Origin of the sequence: Methanococcus vannielii SB (assembly GCF_000017165.1) — an archaeon.
In the GTDB taxonomy this organism is placed as follows: domain Archaea; phylum AGJL01; class Methanococci; order Methanococcales; family Methanococcaceae; genus Methanococcus; species Methanococcus vannielii.
Genome location: NC_009634.1, coordinates 44970 through 68610 on the forward strand (window position 1 = coordinate 44970; position 23641 = coordinate 68610).

The 23641-nt window shown below is 32.8% G+C and carries 22 protein-coding genes; 5 read left to right on the forward strand and 17 right to left on the reverse strand.

The window, feature by feature from the left end; translation table 11 throughout:
• Positions 1-23: 23 nt before the first annotated feature.
• The 5 genes from MEVAN_RS00250 to MEVAN_RS00270 form a co-directional block, all read right to left on the reverse strand.
• Positions 24-1544: a tetratricopeptide repeat protein gene (locus MEVAN_RS00250; protein WP_011971866.1), complete on the reverse strand. Its 1521-nt coding sequence runs from the start codon at positions 1542-1544 to the stop codon at positions 24-26.
• 77 nt (positions 1545-1621) lie between these two features.
• Positions 1622-2536, reverse strand: coding sequence for a hydroxymethylbilane synthase (hemC, locus tag MEVAN_RS00255; RefSeq protein WP_011971867.1), 915 nt, complete (start codon positions 2534-2536; stop codon positions 1622-1624).
• 206 nt (positions 2537-2742) lie between these two features.
• Positions 2743-3936, reverse strand: a complete 1194-nt coding sequence (locus tag MEVAN_RS00260; protein WP_011971868.1) for an ABC transporter permease — start codon at positions 3934-3936, stop codon at positions 2743-2745.
• A 348-nt stretch (positions 3937-4284) separates the two neighbouring features.
• Entirely contained in the window at positions 4285-4485 is a 201-nt protein-coding gene (locus MEVAN_RS09015; protein WP_052290591.1) for a Rossmann-fold NAD(P)-binding domain-containing protein, read from the reverse strand.
• A gap of 146 nt (positions 4486-4631) precedes the next feature.
• Complete coding sequence (locus tag MEVAN_RS00270) at positions 4632-5072, reverse strand: nucleoside deaminase (protein WP_011971869.1); 441 nt, start codon at positions 5070-5072, stop codon at positions 4632-4634.
• Positions 5073-5513: 441 nt separating this feature from the next.
• Here MEVAN_RS00270 and MEVAN_RS00275 point away from each other — a divergent pair, with 441 nt between their 5' ends.
• The 4 genes from MEVAN_RS00275 to bioA all read left to right on the forward strand — a co-directional run bounded on the left by MEVAN_RS00275 (position 5514) and on the right by bioA (position 9989).
• Positions 5514-6683: a quaternary amine ABC transporter ATP-binding protein gene (locus MEVAN_RS00275; RefSeq protein ID WP_011971870.1), complete on the forward strand. Its 1170-nt coding sequence runs from the start codon at positions 5514-5516 to the stop codon at positions 6681-6683.
• Positions 6684-6698: 15 nt separating this feature from the next.
• The gene (locus tag MEVAN_RS00280; protein WP_011971871.1) at positions 6699-7532 is read left to right on the forward strand and encodes an ABC transporter permease; all 834 of its coding nucleotides are present in this window, start codon (positions 6699-6701) and stop codon (positions 7530-7532) included.
• Between the two features lie 54 nt (positions 7533-7586).
• On the forward strand, positions 7587-8471 hold the full coding sequence (locus MEVAN_RS00285; RefSeq protein WP_011971872.1) for a glycine betaine ABC transporter substrate-binding protein: 885 nt from the start codon (positions 7587-7589) through the stop codon (positions 8469-8471).
• Between the two features lie 114 nt (positions 8472-8585).
• Positions 8586-9989 carry an adenosylmethionine--8-amino-7-oxononanoate transaminase gene (gene bioA / locus MEVAN_RS00290; protein ID WP_011971873.1) on the forward strand — a complete coding sequence of 468 codons (1404 nt, stop codon included), beginning with the start codon at positions 8586-8588 and terminating at the stop codon, positions 9987-9989.
• A gap of 51 nt (positions 9990-10040) precedes the next feature.
• Here bioA and MEVAN_RS00295 read toward each other — a convergent pair whose 3' ends face one another.
• From MEVAN_RS00295 to nifH, 10 genes are all read right to left on the reverse strand, one after another.
• The gene (locus MEVAN_RS00295) at positions 10041-11207 is read right to left on the reverse strand and encodes a cation:proton antiporter (protein ID WP_011971874.1); all 1167 of its coding nucleotides are present in this window, start codon (positions 11205-11207) and stop codon (positions 10041-10043) included.
• Between the two features lie 9 nt (positions 11208-11216).
• Positions 11217-11693 (reverse strand): CBS domain-containing protein, encoded by a 477-nt coding sequence (locus MEVAN_RS00300; protein WP_011971875.1) that lies wholly within the window; start codon positions 11691-11693, stop codon positions 11217-11219.
• Positions 11694-11888: 195 nt separating this feature from the next.
• Complete coding sequence (locus MEVAN_RS00305; protein WP_011971876.1) at positions 11889-12209, reverse strand: NifB/NifX family molybdenum-iron cluster-binding protein; 321 nt, start codon at positions 12207-12209, stop codon at positions 11889-11891.
• A complete protein-coding gene (locus tag MEVAN_RS00310; protein ID WP_011971877.1) occupies positions 12175-13551 on the reverse strand; it encodes a nitrogenase component 1 in 1377 nt (458 codons plus the stop codon). The genes MEVAN_RS00305 and MEVAN_RS00310 overlap by 35 nt, the downstream gene beginning before the upstream one ends.
• A 9-nt stretch (positions 13552-13560) precedes the next feature.
• Positions 13561-14991: a nitrogenase iron-molybdenum cofactor biosynthesis protein NifE gene (gene nifE / locus MEVAN_RS00315; protein ID WP_011971878.1), complete on the reverse strand. Its 1431-nt coding sequence runs from the start codon at positions 14989-14991 to the stop codon at positions 13561-13563.
• Positions 14992-15016: 25 nt separating this feature from the next.
• Entirely contained in the window at positions 15017-16405 is a 1389-nt protein-coding gene (locus MEVAN_RS00320) for a nitrogenase component 1 (protein ID WP_011971879.1), read from the reverse strand.
• Positions 16402-17829 carry a nitrogenase subunit alpha gene (locus tag MEVAN_RS00325; protein ID WP_011971880.1) on the reverse strand — a complete coding sequence of 476 codons (1428 nt, stop codon included), beginning with the start codon at positions 17827-17829 and terminating at the stop codon, positions 16402-16404. Before MEVAN_RS00325 ends, MEVAN_RS00320 begins: the two co-directional genes overlap by 4 nt.
• 99 nt (positions 17830-17928) lie before the next feature.
• Positions 17929-18294: a P-II family nitrogen regulator gene (locus MEVAN_RS00330; protein ID WP_011971881.1), complete on the reverse strand. Its 366-nt coding sequence runs from the start codon at positions 18292-18294 to the stop codon at positions 17929-17931.
• Positions 18295-18302: 8 nt separating this feature from the next.
• A complete protein-coding gene (locus MEVAN_RS00335; protein ID WP_011971882.1) occupies positions 18303-18620 on the reverse strand; it encodes a P-II family nitrogen regulator in 318 nt (105 codons plus the stop codon).
• 41 nt (positions 18621-18661) lie between these two features.
• On the reverse strand, positions 18662-19489 hold the full coding sequence (gene nifH / locus MEVAN_RS00340) for a nitrogenase iron protein (RefSeq protein ID WP_011971883.1): 828 nt from the start codon (positions 19487-19489) through the stop codon (positions 18662-18664).
• A gap of 267 nt (positions 19490-19756) precedes the next feature.
• On the opposite strand from nifH, the gene MEVAN_RS00345 reads away from it, so the two are divergent.
• Positions 19757-20233: a pyridoxamine 5'-phosphate oxidase family protein gene (locus tag MEVAN_RS00345; protein ID WP_011971884.1), complete on the forward strand. Its 477-nt coding sequence runs from the start codon at positions 19757-19759 to the stop codon at positions 20231-20233.
• A gap of 67 nt (positions 20234-20300) precedes the next feature.
• Here the strand turns inward: MEVAN_RS00345 and MEVAN_RS00350 are convergent, their stop codons facing one another.
• Both MEVAN_RS00350 and MEVAN_RS00355 read right to left on the reverse strand, forming a co-directional pair.
• The gene (locus MEVAN_RS00350) at positions 20301-21605 is read right to left on the reverse strand and encodes a formylmethanofuran dehydrogenase subunit B (RefSeq protein WP_011971885.1); all 1305 of its coding nucleotides are present in this window, start codon (positions 21603-21605) and stop codon (positions 20301-20303) included.
• A 55-nt stretch (positions 21606-21660) separates the two neighbouring features.
• Positions 21661-23625, reverse strand: a complete 1965-nt coding sequence (locus MEVAN_RS00355) for a CoB--CoM heterodisulfide reductase iron-sulfur subunit A family protein (protein WP_011971886.1) — start codon at positions 23623-23625, stop codon at positions 21661-21663.
• Positions 23626-23641 lie beyond the last annotated feature (16 nt).

The window sequence follows — 23641 nt, forward strand, 5'->3', positions numbered from 1 at the left end:
ACTTAAATTCTATCACTTTAAAACTACTTATTATAGTTTTGAATTTTAAGTTTTTTAAGATGCTTTACAAGCTTTTTTAATTCTAAAACGAATTTAATATTTCCTTCTGACCTAAATATCTTTATAATTGACTTAACTTGAATAATTGCTTCATCATATCGTTTTATTGTGGCATACATTGCCCCTAAGTTATAAATTGCTTCCCAGTAACACGGGTTAATCTCAATTGCTTTTTTGTAGTGCTCTTCTGCTTTAGCATAATTATCAAGTCTTGCAAAAAGCGTTGCAATATTATTTTGTGCTTTTGAATTATTTTTATCGAGTAATATTGCCTTTTTAAATTCGTTTTCCGCTTCTTCAAATCTTTCAAACTGTTCTAAAAGACATCCGTAATTATTATGTAATTCTGAATTTTCAAAATCATTTTGAATTGCATTTATGTATTCTTCTTCTGCTTTTTCAAATTCCCCTGATTCATAATAACTATTTGCAGACTCAAAAAATTTTAAACCTTTATTATTGTTTTCTTCATAGTCTTTTAAGTTTTTTAAGGTTACATCGCTAATTAAGGATACATTTTCAATTATCTCTTTATTAATTGTTGGATTTTCTTCTTTTGTATTATTTTTAGGTAAATATTCAAAAGATTCTACATCGTTTTTTATTTCTTCAGTAACCTTTTTTTCTAAATCCAAATCTACTTGAAATTTTTCTAAATTGCTAACTTCTATTGATTCAATAGGGACGTAAGAATCATTCTCTATTTTTGATAAATTATTTTCAAGATTATTATATTTATTATCTGAACTTTCTACGTTATTAAATAGGTCGTCCGATATCAAAATGCTGTTTTCTTCAATTTTAATCCCATCAAAACTTTCAAAATTTTCATCTACACTTTCAAAAATATCCGGAATAAGTTCTTCAATTTTAGTTTCTCGATAATTAATAATTTTGAATTCTTCTTTAACGTTATTTTCCCCTATTTTAGAAAGTTTTATATTGGAAAGGATATTCACATTATTTATCGCATCTAAAAAGTCAGGCATGATTTTAACGGCCTTTTTGTAATTTTTAAGGGCTTCGTCATACTTTTTAAAATTAAAAAAGATGCTACCAATATGGAAATGACTGTTTGCTTCAATGTAGTCAGCACTTCTTTTTTCAAAATCATTTATTTTTTCAAGTTCTAACTCGATATTTTTTGAAAGAGTATAATTATCGTTAAATTCTAACTGGAATACGTTAAATTCGTTATCTATACTTTTATCGGCTAAATTCATCGAAATTACACATTTTTCCATTTCAAAAGATACTTTAGATTCTGAAATAATTTTTTCATTTGGAAACATTGAATTAAACAAAAATATAACGTATTTACTTGTTTTTAACGCATATGTAGGATTTAGATTTGAATTTGGATTATCAAAATTTATTAAAAAACAATCCCGCTGAAATCCCTTTTCAAGAGTTTTTTTAAGCTGAATGGCATATTCAATTCCATTATTATCATGATAAACCACTGCATTGTTATAATCGGCCATATATGACTCCCTCAGTATACCTAATGGATAAAAAATATAATTGTTAAAATCATTTATAGTTATTTAAAAATTTTATGTTATATCTCAAAAATATCTGATTCTTTAAATGATAGTCCAACTCTTTTTCCGAGGTCTTTTGAAAGTTCAACATCATTTACATTACAGTAAACAAATCCTTCTTTTGAAATTGAGATTTTTTTTCCATGAATCTCTTTTACAAGGTCGCATTTAAGTGTAAGTATCCCTTCATCAAAATCATAAAAGGCAAAAGCTCCAAATGGGGCTTGACATCCGCCACCATATTCTTTTAAAGACCACCGTTCTGCAACTGCTTCAAGGTAAGTTTTTTTATCATTTATCTTTTCTAGGATTTCGTTTATTTCATAATCTTTTTTTCTTGAAGCAACGCCTATTACGCCTTGAGCAGGTGCTGGAAGTATTTCAAGTTTTTCATAGTTAAAATCTGATAAATCAATACCTTGTCGAATAAGCCCTGCTTTTGCCATGATTATTCCATCATATTCATTGTTTCGAAGTTTATCAATTCTTGTTGCAACATTTCCACGTAATAGCTTTACTTTTAAATTGGGGTTTGAAAGCTCTAAAAATGCAGTTCTTCGAATGCTTGACGTTCCAACGATTAATTCATCATATTCGATATTAAAATTACTATTTTTATTCCATAAAATTAAGTCATCAGGACTTTCACGTTTTGGAGTTGCAGTAATTTGTAATTCATCACTCCATAGTGTTGGAACGTCTTTTAAACTATGAACTGCAATATCAATTTCATTTTCAAGCATTTTATTGTCGAGTTCTTTTGTAAAGACGCCTATTCCAAGATCAGCAAGTTTTTTATTCTGGTCTTTATCCCCCGTCGTTTTTATAATAATTATCTCCGTTTCTACGCCGAGTTCATTTAAAAGACTCGCAATATATTTAGTCTGAATCATTGCAAGCTTACTTCCCCTTGTTCCAATTCTTAATTTCAAAATTTCACCGCTAAAATAATTAAAAACATTATATTATATAAAAACACTGAAATTTAAACTAGGTTACTATGGCATCATTTTAAAGGTAAAATGTGCTACAAAATTATAAATTTACCTTTACTTTTAAATTTTTTACTTAATATTACTTTTGTTTAAATTTAAGAGTTTAAAATTTTATTTTAAAAATTCTATATTCAATGAAAAAATTATTCACCCCTTAAAGTATCAACTGGATTTAATTTAGCTCCACTTCTTGCAGGGAAGTATCCACTTAATATTCCTACAACAAATGAGAATATTAATACACCAAATATTAATTCTGGAGAAATCCATGCTCTAATAAGCCCATATCCTGCAATCTTTGCAAAATATTCTATTGCTTTTGCAATTAAAATTCCAAAAACCGTTCCTATAATTCCACCAAATAATCCTAAAAATCCAGCTTCTATAACAAATATTGAAAGAATTGTATTATTTTCAGCACCAAGAGCTTTTAAAATTCCAATATCTTTTCTTCGTTCTAAAATACTCATATGCATGGTATTTGATATTCCAACTGCACCAACTAATAATGAAATTCCAGCAACACCTACTAAAAATAGTGTTAAAACTGAGAATATACTGTTAATTGATTCTGCAAGCTGTTCTGAAGTTAACACTGAAAAGTTTTCATCTCCTCGTGACTTTTCAATTTCTTTTTTAATATCTTCTGAAATTTTTACTACATCTTCTCCGGGACGAACGGAAACGGTTATGATATTATATTCGTCTTTTATTTTGAAAAGATCGTTTGAAGATTCATAAGGTAGCGTAATTGCGTTGTCATTTCTTGGGTTTCCTGTTTCTTTTAAAATGCCTACAACTTTATACCTATTATCGCCTATTGTTACCCGATCTCCAACACGAACTTCCCTGTTAAACGTGTTTTTTGCAACATTATATCCTAAAATACATGAATTTTTGTCATTATCGTTTAACCACCTTCCACTATCTAATGAATATCCAAAGGAATTTATAAATATGTCTGAATAGATTGAAGGAGTTATAAGGTATGTATTTGCATAACTTTTCTGATCACGATATTCTATAATTTGACCTCCAAACCACCCGGGGAGTACATTTGAAATGCCTTTAACATTTTTAATTGCATTTACATCTTTATCCTTGAAATTTTTACCGGATACGGGCCCTCCAAACTCTTGTGAAGGGAGTATTGAAATAATATCCGCCCCAACAGTCGTAATTTCTCCACGTATATAGTTTTGAACGCCGTAGCCAAGAGAGATTAAACTTACAATTGCTAAAATCCCTATAACAATTCCAATTATTGTAAGACTGCTTTGGGTTTTTTTTCGAGTTATGTTTTTTCCAGCAAACGAAATAATATCTTTTGTTTTCATATTTAACCCCATAACTCTTTTTATATTATTAAATATCATTAAATAACTCTAATTTAACAGTTAATAATTTATTTACAACAGTTATTGGTTTATTTTGAAAATATGCTTTTAAATTTGATATAATAGTATTAATTAACCGGATTTTATCTTCTTTTGATATCCAAGCTATATTGGATTTATCAGAATATTTTTAGCATTTAAAAGCGGATTATCTTTTTTTCGAGGTTTTGTTGAAAGGAACTCTAACCTGTACCAGAAAATCCTTTGAATTAACCCATTCGACCAATTCTACACTTTTTGAATATTTGGAAAAATTTTGACATTATTCAAGAAAATTAAAAATACTAGCTATGAAACGGAATCTGTCGAATATGCTGGAACGTTTGTTACAATTACCCCAAATTCCACAGCTGAAGTAACATCTACTATATTATACCCTGTTGCAGTAACCCATATATATTTTAAATTCGGGCATTTTTCAAAAACGTTTCTATCAATCACTACTTTATTTGTAAGTACTATGTCTACATCAAAAATTCTTTCAACCATTTTTTAAGACGGCGTTCGTTCATAAACAATAATTTCCCTAAATTTTTCCAATTTATTCCAAGATAATTCCTAGAAGTTATGCATATCCCTCAAGAATTATTATTTTCATAAAAAACCACGATTCCTTATTTTTATTTTTTATTTTTTTATTCTTTACCAATATCTTCATTCCATAGTTCTTCATTACTTTTTATAAATTCTTCCATCATATCTATGCAGTTTTTATCATTTAAAACTTCCAGTTTAACACCATTTTTTTCTAAAAGTTCTTCTGCACCTTTAAACGTCTTATTTTCCCCAATAATCACTTTTTTTATATTATATAATAAAATTGCACCGCTACACATAATGCACGGTGAAAGAGTAGTATAAAGCTCGCAGTCTTTATAAATACTAGAATTAATGCGTCCTGCATTTTCAAGTGCATCCATTTCTGCATGAAATACTACACTATTTTTTTGAATTCTTTTGTTATGCCCTCTTCCGATAACTTTATTTTTATAGACTAAAACTGCCCCAATTGGAATTCCACCTTCAATAGCCCCTAATTTTGCTTCTTTTATAGCTTCTTCCATGAATTTTGTCATTATACCACCATTTTTTAAGCCTAAATTATTTCTTTTAAAAAACGTATTTATATGTTCTTAATTTTAAAGGGGTATTATACTGTCAACTTATAAATTCTAAAAAAACAGTCCTATTAAATAAAATAGTCCATTTTAGAGTAAAACAAAAAATCTAATATATAAACCTAATCCAATAATTATTTATGCAATGATTAAAAAGTTAGTATATGGAGCATTTTAGACGATTTAGGTATTTTTCAAATATTTTACTAAAAGATTTATTAAAATTTATTAAAATTTATTAAAATTTATTAAAATTTATTAAAATTTATTAAAATTTATTAAAATTTATTAAAATTTATTAAAATTTATTAAAATTTATTAAAATTTATTAAAAAAAATGCTTTTTTAAATCATTTTACTTGAAAAAATTTGAATTTAAAATTTTAAAATGGTGATAACATGGGAGAATCAATACTTCATGTTAGTGAGCTTTATAAAATATTTGGAAAAAAACCTGAAAAAACCTATCCTTTGATTAAAGAAGGATTATCTCGACAGGAAATAAAGGAAAAAACAAAACAAGTTGTTGGCCTAAGAAATATTAATTTTGATGTTAAAAAAGGAGAAATATTTGTAATAATGGGACTTTCAGGAAGTGGGAAATCCACCCTACTCCGTTGTATAAATCGGCTGATAAAACCTACTTCTGGAAAAATAATTCTAAATAACAATATTGAAATTTCGAATATGGATGAAAAAAAATTACTTGATATTAGGCGAGAATACTTTGGAATGGTATTCCAAAAATTTGGATTACTCCCTACCCGAACTGTTTTGGAAAATGTCTCTTTAGGGCTTGAAATTCAAGGAATGGGGCTTGAAGAGCGAATTAACATGTCTGAAAAAGCAATTTCTTTAGTTGGACTAAAAGGCTGGGAAAAAAGTAAAATTTCAGAATTAAGTGGGGGTATGCAGCAGCGTGTTGGACTTTCAAGAGCACTTGCAATAGATCCAAAAATACTACTGATGGACGAACCTTTTAGTGCATTAGATCCATTAATTCGGCTTGAAATGCAAGAACTACTTTTAAAAATCCAGAAAAAAATGAAAAAGACTATCATATTTATCACCCACGATTTAAATGAGGCCGTAAAGCTTGGGGATAGAATAATGATATTAAATGAACAGGGAAGTATAGTCCAGCTTTCAAGACCCGAAGATATTTTATTAAACCCGAAAAATGAATTTGTAGAATCTTTTGTAAAAGACATCGATAAAACAACAGTAATAAGGGCAGAATCCCTTGCTAAAAAACCTGAATTTACACTAAATTCTCAAATGGATGCAAAAAATGCAGTTAAAATTTTAAATGATTTAGAGTACGATTTTGCGTATGTGTTGGATGAAAGCGGAAAATATCTTGGAATTTCAACTAAAGATGGCCTTGAAAAATCGGATTTAGTATGTAACGCCATTCATAAAATTAAGCCGTTAAAAGATATTAAGACAATAAATCAAGGGTTACCCCAATTTATATCTTCAGAATATCCCCTTCCCGTTGTTGACGAGGAAAATATGTTTTTAGGATATATTAAATTTAAAGAAGTAATCGACCTTGTAAAAAATTAATAGGGGTGAATCAATATGATCGAGTCAATTAATCTTGAAATTGGAAAATCTTTAGTAAATTTGATTGAATTTTTAATTAAGAACTATTCGTGGTTTTTTGACATAATTTCACAGGTAATAAAGACTATTGCAAATTTTTTCAGTACTTTACTTTTTTCAATTAATCCATATTTACTGATTTTAATAATCGGGATTATAACTTGGAAAACGGTAAATTTAAAAACTGTTCCATTTGCAGTTATTTTTTTATCAATAATACTGATGATGGGATTATGGAATATGTCAATTGCAACAATATCTTTGATTTTAACTTCAACGATAATAGCGCTTTTAATTGGGATCCCTCTTGGAATATTAAAAGCACGTTCTAAAACTATCAATTTAATCATTAGCCCCATTCTCGACATTATGCAAACCCTTCCATCGTTAGCATACTTAATTCCTGCAGTACTTTTCTTTGGAATTGGTGAAGTTCCAGGGATTATTGCAACAGTTATATTTGCAATGCCTCCAGCAATAAAACTAACCGCACTTGGAATTGAGCAGGTATCGGATGAACTTGTGGAGGTGGGGCGTGCATTTGGGAGCACTTCTTGGCAGATACTAACGAAAATAGAACTGCCAACAGCGCTTCCTTCAATAATGATGGGGGTAAATCAGGCAATAATGTTATCATTTTCAATGGTCGTTATTGCAGGGTTTATTGGTTCGGGCGGGTTAGGTGAGGTTATAATATCGGGTATTCAAAGATACAGTTTAGCACCGGCTCTTGAAGCAGGAATTGCTGTTACATTCCTTGCAATGATCTTTGATAGAATTACTCGTAACCTTGTGGGTTCTAAAAATTAACTTTTAAAATATCATTTAAAAATGAATATATTGAAAATTAGTATGGTGAATATTATGAACTATAAAGCATTACTTATGATTCCAATCTTAAGTTTGGCTTTACTTTTTTCAGGCTGTCTTAATGCTTCTGAAAATAATGATTCCGAACAAAAATCACTGAATTTAGGACTTCCCCCATGGCCGGGAGTTACCGTTAAATCAAACGTTGTAAAAGTTATTCTTGAAGAAAAAGGCTATGCTGTAAAATTAAATTCACTTGATGCAGGACTTGTTTACGCAAAACTTGCAGAAGGGGAACTTGATGTACTTCTTGCAGGATGGCTACCTGCAACCCATGAAAATTACTGGAACCAGTACGGTGACCAGTTAGATAAAGTAAATGTAAACGTTGAAAAAACTGCACTCGGACTTGCGGTTCCAAGGCATACATATGAATCAGGTATTCAATCGATTACTGATTTGAAAGGTAATGGAAAAATATTTAATAGTAGAATCGTAGGGATTGAACCTGGTGCAGGTATCATGTCAAATACTGAAAATGCAATTGAAATTTATGGATTAGAAAATTATGAATTAAAGTCAAGTAGTACGCCCGCTATGATGGCAGAACTAGAACGGGCATTTAATAGAAATGAAAATATTATCGTAACAGTCTGGGAACCTCACTCCGTTTTCTTCAGGTTTGATATAGTAATGCTAGACGACCCTGAAAGAGTATATGGGGATGGGGATAAAGTATATACCATTGCAAGAAAAGGTCTTGAAAGTGACGATCCAGTTCTCTATGAATTTTTTAAAAAATTCAAAATTACGCCAGAAATTCAAAGTGGATGGATATACGAATATAGTGATGAAGGAAGAAATCCTGAAGATGTTGCAAGAGAATGGGTTAGGAATAATTCTGAAATAGTATCTGAGTGGACTTCCCATATGAATTAATTATTTAAAAATACTCTTTTAATTTTTTGTAGTTTTAAATATTATAATGTTTAGAATACCTCTAAGTTTAGAAAATTTACAAATATAAAAATTATGTAGTTTAAAGGTGTTAAAATGGAAAATAGAAACTATTCAAATGAAGAACTTAAAAAATTTGATAAAGAATATGTTTGGCACCCATTTACACAAATGAAAGAATATCAAGAAGGAAATCCACTTTTGATTGAAAAAGGAGAGGGAATTTATTTAATTGATGTTGACGGCAAAAAATACATGGATGCAGTTTCTTCAATTTGGTGCAATTTTTTTGGGCATTCTGAAAAGAGAATAATTGACGCAATTTATAATCAAGCTTTAAAAATTGGCCATTCAACACAATTAGGATGTGGAAATGTTCCTTCAGCAATTTTGGCAAAAAGGTATGTTGATTTTTCACCAAAACAGTTTACAAAAGTATTTTTTTCTGAAGATGGTGCAGAAGCTGTTGAAATTGCTGTAAAAATGGCCTTTGAATACTGTAAATTAAAAGGATTTTCAAATAAAACAAAGTTTGTATCTGTAAAAGAAGGTTATCATGGAGATACAATTGGAACAATGAGTGTTGGAGGTAGTGAACTGTTTCATGGGTGTTTTAAGCCGTTATTATTTGATGGATACCATGCAAGTACTCCTTATTGTTACAGGTGTAAATACTATGACTTTAAAGATACTGATGAAAGAAATAAACTAGGATGCGAGATGAAATGTCTTTTAGAAATGAAAGAATTAATAAAAACCCATAAAAATGAAATATTTTGCGTAATTTTAGAAGCGGGCGTCATGGGTTCTGCAGGAATGATTCCTTATCCAAAAGGATACATCGAAGGAGTTGCAGAACTCTGCAAAGAACTCGATATTATATTAATACTCGATGAAATCGCAACTTTTGGAAGACTTGGGCGAGTATTTTATTCTGATTTAGATGAACTAAAAGAGCTTGAAAAACCCGATATTCTATGCCTTGGAAAAGGAATTACTGGCGGATACTTACCACTTGCATTAACTCTTGCAACTGATAAAATATACAAAGAATTTTTAGGAACTTTTGATGAGTGTAAACAGCTTTTCCACGGCCACACGTATTCTGGAAACCAGATAACATGTGCATCAGCAATTGAAACTTTAAATATTTTAGAAGAAACTAATATCTGCAAAGAAATACGGCCGAACATTGAATTTTTACATGAACGTTTGGATAAATTAAAAGAACTAGCTCCAGTTGGAGATATTCGAAAATCAGGATATATGATTGGAATTGAACTTGTAAAATATAAAGAAACAAAAGAACCTTATGATTATGGTTACAAAGCAGGATATAAAGTTGCTGAACGGCTCCTTGAAAAAGGAATTTATATCCGGCCAATTGGAAATACATTAATTTTTGTGCTTCCACTGGTTATCAAATTAAGCGAAATCGAGTTTTTATGTAAAAAAATTTATGAGTCAATTTCAGAACTTTTAGCTGAAAAAATACTATAATATTTAGTAATTATAATTATTTTTTAAATATAAATTACTCGATTTTATTACTTATCTAAATACTTTTTTAAATAAAAATGGTGTTAAAATTATTGTAAACATTATAAATATCAATGTTGCAGCAATAAATGTTGATATATTTTTTTCCAAAATTATTCCGGCAGTAACTGCAATCATTAAGTTAATTAGCGCAATTTCTGCCCTTGGAACTGATGTTGAAGCAAGTTGTAATGCTTCTTTAAGATTCCATTTTCCAAATACTTTTGCTCCAATTCCCCAGCCTAAAAATTTACTGAATACTCCAACAATAATAAATATTGCTGAAAGAAAGAGGGCATCAAAATTTAAAAATGCGTATAAATTAAGTTTTGCTCCAGTATATATAAAAAATAAAGGGATTAAAAACGAATTTCCAATAGATTTCAATTCTTTTGAAAGCATTTTTCCTTCTGAAGTTTTCGATAATATTAAACCAGCCATAAACGCACCTTCAATTGCAACGTCAAACCAGTTTTGGGATAAAAAAGAAAATAAAAACATTAATCCGAGTGTAAATGATAAAACACTTTTTTCAATGTGCAATTTTTCAGCTAAATTTATATATTTTTTAATTAATTTAAAGCCTAAATACCCGGTTAATATAAAAAATAATATAATTTTTCCAGCAATTTCAAATAAATTTCCAGAACCAATCACTACAATTAAAAGAATAATCCCTAAAAAATCATCAATAATGCTTGCACTAATGGCTACAGCACCTACATCGGTTTTTAAAACATTTAAATCCATTAAAAGTCGTGTAGTTATGCCTATACTAGTTGCAGTAAGAATTACTCCGCCAATAACTGATTCTTTACTGGTATATCCAAAATTTGAAAGAATAATATATCCTAAAATTAATGGAAAAACCACGCCAAGAAGTGCGGTTATAATAGATATCCCTTCTGTTTTTTTAATTTTATGTATGTCTATTTCAAGCCCACTTAAAAACAAAAGAAACATTATTCCAAGAGTTGATAAAAAACTAAAAACTTCATTTTCATGAATAGTTATGTATTTTGGATCAATTATTCCAAAAAATAAAAGATTTCCAAAGATTATACCAACAAGTAATTCCCCAAAAACACTTGGAAGCCCGATTCGCCACATTATTTCGTTTCCAATTTTTCCAAGAATCAGAAATATTCCAATAGTAAAAAGCACCCAAGAAAGTTCCAAAAAAACACCTTAAAAACATAGTTCTAAAAACTTATTTATTAAAATCCTAAGACTTATTTCTCCTATAAGCCTATTTTCATCATTTACTACTGCAAGTAACTGTAAATTATAATTTTTCATTTTTTCTAAGGATTCCAAAACCGTTTTTTCATGATTTATCGTAACTGCACTTTTTTCCATCACATCACCTGCTGTTTCGGCCCCACTAAACGCAGACACAAATGCCTTTTTGGAATTTCCAATAAACATTGAATGTTTTTCTGGAGGCATTAAAAAATTAATAACATCAAGGTACCTAATAACTCCTATAAGTTTTCCATCTTCTTTACAATCAATTACCCAAACATGGTGCCGGGTTTTTAATATTTCTAAAACCTCCATGATTTTTGAATCAAAACATAATACAGGCATTGTTTTTGGAGGCGGAAGAATATGCTTTATTTTTATTGAATGGTATTTGGAAATTGCACTTTCAAGGTTTTTCATACTAACTCCTTTAAAATAGCTTTATTCTATATATTTATTTGATAATTAATTAAACCTTTCTTTTTCTTTTTAATATTGATTTATAAAATAAACTAAAATAAAAAAATATTTAACGATATCCTCAAACTTTTGGATTTTTAAAAAATGTCATTATATTACCATATTTTACCATCTATTTTAATAACTAGTAAATACTCATGAAAACATATATTCTTTTAACGCTTCTTTTAATGTATTCTTAGATATTACTACCTTAATACCATTTTTTTCCAGTATTGACTTTGGAATGTCCCCAATTTTACTACAAAATATTATTTGACAGTCTTTTAATAGTTCAAGTGCACCATTCCACCGGTCTTTATGTTCATTTATATGCTTTGTAGGGTTTTCCCTTAACTCTAGGAATTCTGCTATTTTATCGTTTATTTCAAAAATAAGAAAATGAGTAGACGATCCAAAATGCATGTTAATGTTTACGCCATCAGTTGAGGAAACAGCTATTTTTAAGGTTTTCATTTTGTACCTCCTTATCTTCATCTAATGCCCATCCAAACTCATCAAAGTACCTGTCGAGAATTGTATTTGTTATTGTATCCACAAGTTTAATTCCTGCTGAATAGCCTAAACAGGTTATTCTTTGAGCTCCAACCCTATCGTAAATTGGGAACCCCATTCTAATCAAGGGTATATTTTCAGCACCTGCAATTCTTGATCCATATGAATTTCCAATCAATAAATCCACTTTTGATTTTTTTATTTCCTGATGAAGGTCATATAAATCCCCTCCAGAAAGAATTACTGGCTTATCCTTACTGTTTTTTGTTATTTCATTTATATCATTTATAAACGCTTCACTTTCGTTACCAGTACAGACAATTGAAGGAATCATTCCAAGTTCCATTACAAATCTTGTAAATCCAACTACAATGTCAGGGTCGCCATAGATTGCAACTTTTCGTCCAAAATTATGCTGGTGGGCGTCAATCATTGCATCAATCAACTTTCCACGTTCTTTTTGAATCTTATTGGGGATTTCGACATTTGAAATTTTAGTAATTTCATTTAAAAATTCATCAGTATTTTGTAGCCCAATTGGAAGGTATGTCGAAATTGATTTTATTTTATAAGTTTCTTCAAGGAATTTTGCAGCAGAACTCGCATGTTTACACAGTGAAACTGTTGCATAAGAATTTGCAGTATCTTTAATTTCGTTTACCGTTGTTCCGGCATTTGGCATGAATGAAACGTCTCCATCAAATGGGGCGTCCAATGACTCCGATGTATCAGTTAAAATTATGTAATCAATACCAATTTCCTGTAATATCCGTTTAATTTCTGCAGTATCGCTTGGTGAGACCATTCCAGTAATTAAATTTAATTTGGAGTTTGATTTTGATGGAGTTGCTAAATTCGAAACAAGTGCCTTAACTGTTGAATCGTATCCTTCTACATGGGTATTTTTGTAACTTGGGGTTGATATTGGTACTAAATACGGCAAATCTTCATTTTTTGTTTTAAAAAGCCGGATTATTCCTTCAACGTCGTCCCCAATAGTTTCACTAAGACAGCTTGTAGTTATGCCTATTATTTCGGGTTTATAAATTTTGCAGACGTTTTTAATTGCATTCTTTAAGTTTTCTTCACCTCCGAGTACGGCGTTTGCTTCACTCATTGATGTTGACGACACGCTTACAGGTTCTTTGAAGTGACGGCCGAGTTGAAATCTCATGTACGTGCTGCATCCGTGAGAACCGTGTATCAACGGCATTGCATTTTTCACACCAAGTAATGCGAGTATTGCCCCCATTGGCTGGCATATTTTACAGGGATTTATTACAGCAAATTTTTTATCATTCATAATATTCCTCTACGTCATTTTCTTCGAAAGTCTCCAAACCGGCGTCATAACTGCCGTATGCACAACTCTTGCAAAATTTATAAATCCGTTATATCCTGAAAACGCAGTTATCCGATCGTGATTGAAATCACAGTGCGGAACCCCGCATTTTAGGGAAATATATTTTTCTTTAGCCCCAGAAATTAATATATCCGGCTTATATTCTTTTAAAAGCTTTGCAAGTTCCATTGAATTTGCATCGTCTACAATTAATGTGCCTTCGCAGACGTGTTCCCTGATTTTTTGGTAGTCTTCGGGCTTTCCGTTTTGAGTACCGCTCATGATAATTTCCATGTCGAGTTCTGAAAATGCGCTTACAAGTGCCCAGGACTTATGGGCTCCAGAATATATTGCAACAGTCTTTCCGGAAAGGTCTTTTTTGTATTTTGCAATTTCATCCCTAAGATTTTTAATTTCTGAGTTTATGAGTTCTTCTGTTCTTTTAATCATTTCTTCATCGCCGAAAAACTCTGAAACAGCCCTCAAAGACTTCGTAGTTTCTTCCACTCCAAAGAAATTTACCTTGATAGTTGGTATTTGGTATTTCTCTTCCATTTTACTTGCAAGATAATTGGAAGATTTCTGGCACTGCACTATGTTTAACTTAGCATGGTGGCATTTTGCAATTTTTTCTACAGTTGAATCCCCAGTAATTGCAGTCTGTACCTTTACACCCATTTTTTCATATAATGGTATAATTCCAAAGAGGTCTCCTGCAACGTTGAATTCCCCAATTATATTAATACTGTACGGGTGAACTTCTTCTGGTTCTTTTGTACCTATTAAATAATCAATCATTGCGTCACATGCAAGTTTGTGACCTGCTGACTTGTTAAAGCTTTTAAACCCTTCTGACTGTACCGGAATAACCCTACATCCTGTTATTTCTTGTGCTTTCTTGCATACTGCTTTTATATCATCCCCGATTAGGCCAACTACGCAAGTAGAATAAACAAATATTGCAGAAGGAGTGTACAGTCTATTTAATTCAAGTATTGATTCGTATAATTTATTTTCTCCCCCAAATACCACGTCTTTCTCCCGTAAATCAGTGGAAAATCCGGTTTTATAAAGTTTGTCCCCTGAAGACGTACTTCCCCGAATATCCCATGTACATGCTGCACAGCCTATTGGCCCGTGTACGAGGTGTATTGCATCAGTTATCGGCATTAAAACGACTCTAGCTCCACCGTATACGCAGGATCTTTGTGTAATCATGCCCGGAGCTGAATTTTTGTCGCAGTCTGGAATTGAGTCGCTTTTACCGGAAACACACATGTGTGATTCACGGGATTTTAAAGTATCAATAATGTAGTTTGGGATTTTGACCTCTATGTCAAAATCACCGTCTTTACTTGAAATTTCAGTTTTCCGGTTTTCTGTAGCCAGGTTTAAAACCATAGTATTCCTCGGTTCAATCGATTCCTTATTGTTGGAGTTTCCAGTCTTGAACTTCGTAGTATTTGTCAAGAATCGTGTTCGTGATTCCGTCAATCAAGTTAAGGCCACCGTTGTATCCAACAATAGGCCTTCTTGCAGTTCCCACTCTATCGTAAACTGGGTATCCAACCCTATAAAGCGGTATTTTATGGTCTTTTGCCATTAATCTACCGTCTGAGTTACCTATCATGATGTCTACCGGGTTTTCTTTTATGTAAACATCCAATGCTCTTAAATCCTGTCCTAAGAGAACATCTACATCGTCTTCTGATTCTTTAGCTACTTTTTCCATTTCTTTAACGAATTCCGGGTTTTTAACACCGACACAAACTACTGAAGGAATCATTCCAAGCTCCGTTACAAATCTTGCAAGTCCTGCGGTTAATGCAGGATCCCCGTAGATTGCCACTTTTCTCCCAAACAAGTATCTTGATGAAAGGTCGGCCATTGCGTCAATTAATAATCCTCTTTCGTCGAGAAGGTCGTCTGAAACTTCATTTCCAGTGAATTTTTTAACTGTTCTTACGAATTCATCAGTATTTTGAACGCCAATTGGAGTTCCACCCACTTTTGAAGGAATTTTGTATTTTCTTTCAAGCGACTGAGCACCAGTATTTGCATAACTACAGAGTGATATTGTACCAAGCGAATTTGCTGAATCTTTTATTTCTTCGAGTGGAGTTCCACCTTTTTGGTAGTAGGGATTTTTTTCAGCTTTTGAAGGCCTGAGTGGTGAGTCAAATGGGTCTGATGTATCGGTAAGCATGATTCCTTCTGTTTTCATGAGTGAAAGAAGGTGTTTAATTTCCCTAATGTCACCAGGGTTTACGATTCCAGGAACGATGTTTATTTTTTCGTTCTGTTCATCTTTTGGTTCAGCGAGCGTGTCTACAATTGCCTTTATTGCATTGTCGTATCCCTTGTAGTGCTGTTCAACAAAACTTGGGGTATTTATCTGGACAATTTTTATTTTTTCAGCGGCAGTTACGCCCATTTTCTTTACAATTTCGTCTTTGGCCATTTTAATGAAACCACCGACATCATCCCCAATAATTTCACTTGAACATGTTGTTACTACGCCCATGACGTCAGGTTTGAATCTTGCTGCCAAATTTCCGATACCCGAAATCAAATTTTTTCTTCCACCAAATACTGCGGCATCTTCGTGAAGTGAAGTTACTGCGATATCAGCTGGTTCCCTAAAATGTCTTGCAAATCCGTATCTTACAAATGTTGAACATCCTTGTGATCCGTGAACTAATGGAAGTCCCCGTTTAATTCCTGATACTGCAAACATTGCACCTAATGGTTGGCATGTTACGAGCGGGTTGATTACAGCGGTCCTGTTTTTGTTGATTACGTTTAGATTACTCATTTTGCATCACCTGGCTCTTCTTCTTGGAATTCCATCAATTTCCAGGCTGGGTTATATATTGCTGAATATATGTCTTTTGCCATATTCACAAATCCTTCAAATCCGATGTATGGGCCGTTTTCGTATGAGTGGATCATTACTGAAGGTACACCCAATTTGTGGAACAGATATTTCTCTTTAATGCCGCCAAGAACAATTTCAGGTTTGTATTTTTCCACAATTTCTTCCATTTCGAGGGTGTTTGGGTCATCAATGATAATTGTACCATCTTTTGCCCTGTCTTTCATTTTTTCATAGCCATCTTCATGTTCGAAAAGACCCGAAAGTGCTACAATTTCCATTCCTAAGAATTCATTAATTGGTTCTGCAAAGTGCCAGCTTTTTGGGCCCCCTGCTGAAATCCAGATTTTTTTGCCTTGTAATTTTGATTTATAAAAGTCGAGTTCAGGCTGGATTTTGTCCATTCTGTCTTTGATAACTGCGTTTGCTTCTTCCTCTTTTCCAAAGTATTTACCAACTGCAATTAAGTTTTCTGCACAGTATCTTGGGCCGAAAAAGTCTACTTTGATATATGGAACACCGTATTTTTCTTCGATTAATTTTGCAACGTAGGTAGCAGATCTTTGGCACCTTACAAGACTTAATTTTGCTTTGTGCATCCAACAGAGCTCGTCGTGGCATGCATCTCCAGTAAATTTACTGAGAACGTTAATACCCATTTCTTTAAAATATTTTTCAAGTACCCAGTAGTCACCATCAATGTTATATTCCCCAATCAGGTTGATGTCGTAGTCCGTTGTTTTTGGTGGCTCTTTTGTACCGACTAATTTTGAAAATATTGTGTAATTTCCAACGTGGTGTCCTTTTGATTGGGTAGGCCCTGCAAAACCGGGGGCATTGAATGCTACAACGTCTTTTCCAAGTTCTTCGGACATTTCTTTACATACTGCATCTAAATCATCCCCGATAAGGCCGGTTGTACATGTTGCGTAGGTATAAATTGCATTTGCTTCAGGATATTCTTTTGCAGCTTCCCTAATTACTTTTTTAAGCTTGTTCATTCCACCAAACACGACATCGGATTCGTTTAAGTCAGTTCCAATAATGTGCTTGAGGTTGAAGTTTTCAATTGGAAATACGGTTCCATCAGGCATTAATGGGTTTGTTGGGTATCTTTTTGTTGTACCATTTCCGTATGCAGTGCATCCAACAGGCGAGTGGACTACGTGTGCTACGTCTTTTAAAGCACCGGTTATTACGCCCTTAACTCCTGCAAATGCACAACCTCTCTCAGTCATACTTCCGGGGATTGTACTTTTGTTACAGTGTGGCTGGCAATGTCTTGGTTCGTTTGAGTTTTTGATGTAAACGTGCTTCTCTCTTTCGGGGATGTCTTTATCTACATCTAGTAAGCAGTGTGGCATTTTAGCACTCCTAAAAAATTTTTAAATGTAATATATTCTGTATATTTTATTTTAAGTTTATTTTGGACATGAATTTTCTTTTTTAGTCTTGATCATACTTTAAATTGCTAAATCTCCTTTTTCAAAAGTTCTTAACCTTACAACTTCCTCAATTGGGCATACGAAGATTTTTCCATCTCCGTATTGACCAGACTTATTTACTTTCATTATTGCTTCAACAACAAGGTTTACGTCTTCGTCTAAAACTACCAAACTTAACATTGTTTTTGGAACATATCTCATTCCACCCTGCTGGCTTAGAAGTTCTTTATTTTGAATTTCAAAGGAAATTTCTTGAATGATTGCCTTTTGTTTTCCCCGCCCAAAAACTCTAGATGCAGTCATTGAGGGAAATCCTAGGCCTTCAAGGATATTTTTAGTGGTTGCCATTTTATTTGGTCGGATTATTGCAATTATTTCCTTCATATACTCACCTATAATCCGTTTGATCTAGTTCTTACAGTATATACTTCATCTACGGGACTTACAAAGATTTTTCCGTCACCGAAATTTCCAGTATACGAATTTTTTGTAACAATTTCAATTACATTTTCCACATTGGAATCGTCTACAACAAGCATGAGCATTGTTTTTGGGAGTTCATCGTAGTATATTTGGTCGATTTTAATTCCTTTCTGTTTTCCCCTACCTATAACGTCCATTTTTGTTAAAGCGACGTATCCAGAGTCTGCAAGTTTGTCAACTACTTCTTCTGCTTTACTTGGCCTAACAATTGCTCTAATCATTTTCATTTTTTGCCCTCTTTAAATTTAAAGTAAGTAATTTATTTTAATTAATCTAAGAAACCGTATTTTGAAGTTAATTCTTCTAATTCGTCCATTGTCATTGGTGTTGGGATTACGAGGTTTTTGTTCTCGATGATTTTTCTTGCGAGTTCTTTGTATTCCATTGCTTGGTTGCATGTGTCGTTGAAGTCAACTACGGCTTTTTTCTGGAACTCTGCTTTTTGAACGATGTTGTCCCTTGGAACGAAGTGGATTAATTGTGTTCCGAGTTTATCACAGAATTCTTGTAATAATTCAAGTTCACCATCCACGTTTCTGCTGTTACAGATGATACCACCGAGTCTTACACCGCTTTGTTGTGCGTATTTAACCATTCCCTTACAGATGTTGTTTGCAGCGTAAAGAGCCATCATTTCTCCCGATGCTACAACGTAGATTTCGTCTGCTTTACCGTCCCTTACAGGCATTGCAAATCCACCGCATACAACGTCCCCTAAAACATCGAAGAATACGAAGTCAAGGTTGTCTTCGTAAACACCGTGTTGTTCCATGAGTGTAATTGCGGTTATAACGCCTCTACCTGCACACCCCACACCTGGTTCCGGCCCACCTGATTCTACACACCTGACTCCACAAAATCCGGTTTCAATAACTTTATCAGGAGTACATTCGTCTTCCCCTTTTTCCCTTAATGTGTCCATCATTGTTGTTTGTTGTTTTCCGTGCAAGATTAACCTTGTACTGTCTGCTTTCGGGTCACAGCCGTGGATAAATACCTTTTTATCGTGAAAATATGCCATTGCTGCTACCGTATTTTGGGTGGTTGTTGACTTCCCAATCCCACCTTTTCCATAAATTGCGATTTTTCTTACCATACTAAAGCCTCTATTGCATCATCATTTTAGGAATTTTAATTCCTTATATTTATTATTTAACGGAAGTAACTTTCCGGTGAAATATCATATACTATATTCCAATATATAAATCTTTCGGATTAGCTAATAAAATAACATTAATCATAAAATAAAGATTACATAAAAGTTAACTGTGGATTTTAACTTTTTATTTAATTCAATACGAAACTTCTTTAAATTACTAAGAAAATATATTAAGTATAAGTTTTTCTTTCAGGTGGTAAAAAGATGGTCTTTAAAATACCTAAAATGGAAAAAGAAGAATATGATAAACTTATAATGGATAATTACCTTTCAAGAATCGCATTTTCCGGTTTAAAATATCCTTACATCGCACCATTTTTATACATTTTTGATGGGAAAAATTTGTATTTCCTTTCAACAAAATATGGGCGTAAGATAGACTTTTTAAATAAAAATCCTTATGTATCTGTTGAAATTGAGAATTATTCAAAAAATATGTCTTGTTATAAATTTATAACAATTCAAGGGAAAATAATTCTTGAAGAAGATTTAAAAAACATGAACAAAATAAAGGAAAAATTTGTAGAAATGATAATTTCAAAAAAGTTATCCACTACAGTACTTGAAGCATTGGGGCACAATAAGGATGAGCCAGTAAATTCTTTAGTTGAATCAGATAACACTTATGTTTGGAAGTTAGTGGATGTAAATGATATTGTAGCATTAAAAAATTCAAATTAACTGTTTTTAATATTTTTAATCAGTTTAATTCAAGAAATAAGTGCTTTGATAAAAAATTAAATATTTATTAAATTAATTCTTCGACCTTTTTAAATATCTTTTTTAATATTTCTCTATCAGGAAGTGTTCCATTGGGTGGATTTATAACTTTTTTAAGTTCTAGTGGAACTCCATCCATTCGGTAAGCAGTCCCTGTATCTTCAATGCCTGCAATTGTTGGCGGAAGAATAATATTTGCAAGAACTGATGTTGGAGTTTCATGTGGGTCAATACATATAAGTGGAATTTCAGACATTCTTTTAACTGCTTTTTGAGGAAAATGCGCTCCAGGGTCTGATGCGATATTTAGCATTGCATCTGCTTCATTTCTCATCAATGAGTCTGTAACCCCTGTTTCTCCAGGGTTAAATTCTGGAAAACCTTTTGAATAGTCCACACAGAGTGGAAATCCACTAATCCAGGTACAAACTTGATTAAATCCATTTACATTATAGTGTCCCCTCATCGGGATTAATGTAAATTTAGTAAATGCATTTAAATCAACTATTAATTGTATTGCTGTATCAATATTCCTGTGTTTCCCTTTAGTCTGAGTTACCCCCATTGCAAAGAACAGTTCTCCAAATTGGGCATTTTTTAAAACTTCTACTGCTTTTTCAATAGTTTCTTTTGGAATTCCTGCAATTATATCGGATTTAAGTTCAAAGCCTTTCAATGAGGCCCTTAATGCAGAAACAAGTTCATAATCTTTATGAGGATCCACTTTTAAATGAATATCTGCTAATTTTGCAGTGTCGGTTTCTCTTGGATCTATAACTATTACGGTTCTATCTTTTCTCCCTCGTTCTCTGAAAAATCCTCTTGCGAATACTCCGTATCTACTCATGTGTCTTGGGTGTGCGTGCATTGGATTTGAACCCCAGTAAATTACTACATCTGCTCGATTTTTAACTTCTCCAAGCGTACATATTGGGTATCCAACATCTTGAAGTGCCCAAACACTTGGTCCGTGACATACTTCAGCAGTATTACTTACTAAGCCCCTTATTTTTTCTGCCAACTTCATTCCTTCGATATGTGCATGGCATTCAGTTGCAGAAAATCCATAAATTAATGGTTTTTTAGCATTTACCAATATTTCGGCAGTTTTTTCTATTGCAGTGTCCCAATCAATTACTTTGAATTCATCTTTTTTATTTTCCCGAAATAACGGTTCAGTATATCTTACAGCACCCTCTCGGTGTGTAAATTTACTATGTCCAATCCTACAAGCATTTCTAGTTTTTACAATATGCCCATGATCTACATGACACTCAATATCGTCACAAAGTGTTCCACAAAATGGGCAGACTATATTTTTAATAACTTCCATAAATACCACCAGTTAAAGATCATCCAATTTAAAAATAGTAAAAATGGAAATAGGATTAGTATGAGTCTTTAAACACTCCTTCAATCTGCCCATAAATTTGGTTTGTTTTAAAGTGTGATTGTTCAAGGGCCCCACTAGGGCATCCTCCAGCACAGGTTCCGCAACCCTTACACAATGCTGAAAGAACTTCTAAAGCCTGTTTTCCATCTTTTTCAACAAATCTTGGGGCGCCATATGGACACTGTTGAACACAAATACCGCATGCACCACAAACATCTTCATCAAGTGTTACAACTATTGGTTCAACCTGAACTTCCCCTTTTGCAAGAGGTATTGCTGCTCTTGAAGCTGCTGCTGAACCTTGTGCAACTGATGCAGGAATATCTTTTGGACCCTGACACGCACCTGCTAAATAGACACCATCCGTTGCAGTATCAACTGGTTTTAATTTAGGGTGGGCTTCCATGAAGAATCTATCAGTTGTTCTTGAAACACCGAGTAATTTTTGTACTTCGTCAGCACTTTTTGACGGAACCATACCTACTGAAAGAACCACTAAATCGTAGTCATTTTCGAAGATTTCTCCTAAAAGCGTGTCTTCTGATCTTATTGTTGGATTATCTGTTTTAGGATTGTCTAAAACTTGTGCAGGTCTTCCCCTAATAAACTTAATTCCGTATTGTTTTGAGCTTCTTTCGTAAAACTCTTCATAACCTTTACTAAATGCCCGGATGTCCATATAATAAATATCAATTTCAGTTTCAGGGGATTTTTCTTTAATTAACTGTGAATTCTTCATTGCATACATACAGCATACGTTTGAACAATACTTTTTACCGATTTTTGCATCTCTTGAACCAACACACTGGATAAATGCAATCCTTTTTGGTTTTTTACCATCACTTGGCCTGATTACCTTCCCCATTGTAGGGCCTGACGCATTAATCATTCTTTCAAGTTCCATTGACGTAATAACGTTTGGAATTTTTCCATAACCATACTCTTCTTTTTCTGTTGGGTCGTATGGGTCATAACCGATTGCAGAAATAATTGTACCAATTTCTGCTTCAATAATTTCTGGTTTTTGATTGTAATTAATAGCTTGTGGGCCACAAACTTTTGCGCATAATCCACAATCAATACAGCTTTCTTTATCGATTGTGTATTTTGCAGGAACTGCTTGTGGGAATGGTTTGTAAATGGCCTTTCTCATTCCAATTCCCATGTCAAATTCATTTGGAACGGTTATTGGGCAGACTTCTTCACATGAACCGCATCCGGTACATTTTTCTTCGGATAAGTATCTTGGTTTTTTCTCGATTTTTACTTTAAAGTTTCCAATGTATCCGCTTACATCTTTTACTTCTGAATAGGAGTAAAGTTTAATGTTTGGGTGTTTTGCAACATCAACCATTTTTGGAGCTAAAATACAGATTGAACAGTCATTTGTTGGAAATACTTTATCGAGTTGTGCCATTCTACCTCCAACTGAGGGAGTTTTTTCAACTAAAATGGTTTCATACCCAGAATCCCCTAAATCAAGTGCTGCCTGAATTCCTGCAACCCCTGCACCGATAACAAGTGCTCTTCTTGTAACCGGTACTGTTAAGTAGTCTAATGGGTCTAACTGTCTTGCTTTTGCAACCGCCATTCTAACGAGATCGTTTGCTTTTTCAGTTGCTTTTTCTTTCTCTTTCATATGTACCCATGAACAGTGCTCACGAATATTTGCAAATTCAAACAAAAATGGGTTTAAACCTGCTTCTTCAACACATCGTCTAAATGTTGGTTCGTGAAGTCGTGGGGAACATGCAGCAACAATTACTCTATTTAATCCAAGTTCTTTGATATCTTTCTTTATAAGTTCTTGTCCCGGATCTGCACACATGTATTTATATTCTCTTGAAATTACAACGTTTTTGAGTCCTTCTGCAGTTTTTGCAACATTTTCGCAATCAACTACGCCACCAATGTTTACACCGCAGTGGCAGACATAAACTCCTATTTTTGGTTCTTCCATAATATCACCAATATTT

What these genes read in the sequence shown, in the direction of transcription:
- nifE (WP_011971878.1), bottom strand. Translation starts at nt 14,991, where the DNA reads ATGGTTTTAAACCTGGCTACAGAAAACCGGAAAACTGAAATTTCAAGT.
- MEVAN_RS00305 (WP_011971876.1), bottom strand. Translation starts at nt 12,209, where the DNA reads ATGAAAACCTTAAAAATAGCTGTTTCCTCAACTGATGGCGTAAACATT.
- MEVAN_RS00350 (WP_011971885.1), bottom strand. Translation starts at nt 21,605, where the DNA reads ATGGAAGTTATTAAAAATATAGTCTGCCCATTTTGTGGAACACTTTGT.
- MEVAN_RS00355 (WP_011971886.1), bottom strand. Translation starts at nt 23,625, where the DNA reads ATGGAAGAACCAAAAATAGGAGTTTATGTCTGCCACTGCGGTGTAAAC.
- nifH (WP_011971883.1), bottom strand. Translation starts at nt 19,489, where the DNA reads ATGGTAAGAAAAATCGCAATTTATGGAAAAGGTGGGATTGGGAAGTCA.
- MEVAN_RS00330 (WP_011971881.1), bottom strand. Translation starts at nt 18,294, where the DNA reads ATGAAGGAAATAATTGCAATAATCCGACCAAATAAAATGGCAACCACT.
- MEVAN_RS00260 (WP_011971868.1), bottom strand. Translation starts at nt 3,936, where the DNA reads ATGAAAACAAAAGATATTATTTCGTTTGCTGGAAAAAACATAACTCGA.
- MEVAN_RS00320 (WP_011971879.1), bottom strand. Translation starts at nt 16,405, where the DNA reads ATGAGTAATCTAAACGTAATCAACAAAAACAGGACCGCTGTAATCAAC.
- MEVAN_RS00325 (WP_011971880.1), bottom strand. Translation starts at nt 17,829, where the DNA reads ATGCCACACTGCTTACTAGATGTAGATAAAGACATCCCCGAAAGAGAG.
- MEVAN_RS00275 (WP_011971870.1), top strand. Translation starts at nt 5,514, where the DNA reads ATGGGAGAATCAATACTTCATGTTAGTGAGCTTTATAAAATATTTGGA.
- MEVAN_RS09015 (WP_052290591.1), bottom strand. Translation starts at nt 4,485, where the DNA reads ATGGTTGAAAGAATTTTTGATGTAGACATAGTACTTACAAATAAAGTA.
- bioA (WP_011971873.1), top strand. Translation starts at nt 8,586, where the DNA reads ATGGAAAATAGAAACTATTCAAATGAAGAACTTAAAAAATTTGATAAA.
- MEVAN_RS00280 (WP_011971871.1), top strand. Translation starts at nt 6,699, where the DNA reads ATGATCGAGTCAATTAATCTTGAAATTGGAAAATCTTTAGTAAATTTG.
- MEVAN_RS00285 (WP_011971872.1), top strand. Translation starts at nt 7,587, where the DNA reads ATGAACTATAAAGCATTACTTATGATTCCAATCTTAAGTTTGGCTTTA.
- MEVAN_RS00300 (WP_011971875.1), bottom strand. Translation starts at nt 11,693, where the DNA reads ATGAAAAACCTTGAAAGTGCAATTTCCAAATACCATTCAATAAAAATA.
- MEVAN_RS00310 (WP_011971877.1), bottom strand. Translation starts at nt 13,551, where the DNA reads ATGAATGATAAAAAATTTGCTGTAATAAATCCCTGTAAAATATGCCAG.
- MEVAN_RS00250 (WP_011971866.1), bottom strand. Translation starts at nt 1,544, where the DNA reads ATGGCCGATTATAACAATGCAGTGGTTTATCATGATAATAATGGAATT.
- MEVAN_RS00345 (WP_011971884.1), top strand. Translation starts at nt 19,757, where the DNA reads ATGGTCTTTAAAATACCTAAAATGGAAAAAGAAGAATATGATAAACTT.
- MEVAN_RS00335 (WP_011971882.1), bottom strand. Translation starts at nt 18,620, where the DNA reads ATGAAAATGATTAGAGCAATTGTTAGGCCAAGTAAAGCAGAAGAAGTA.
- MEVAN_RS00270 (WP_011971869.1), bottom strand. Translation starts at nt 5,072, where the DNA reads ATGACAAAATTCATGGAAGAAGCTATAAAAGAAGCAAAATTAGGGGCT.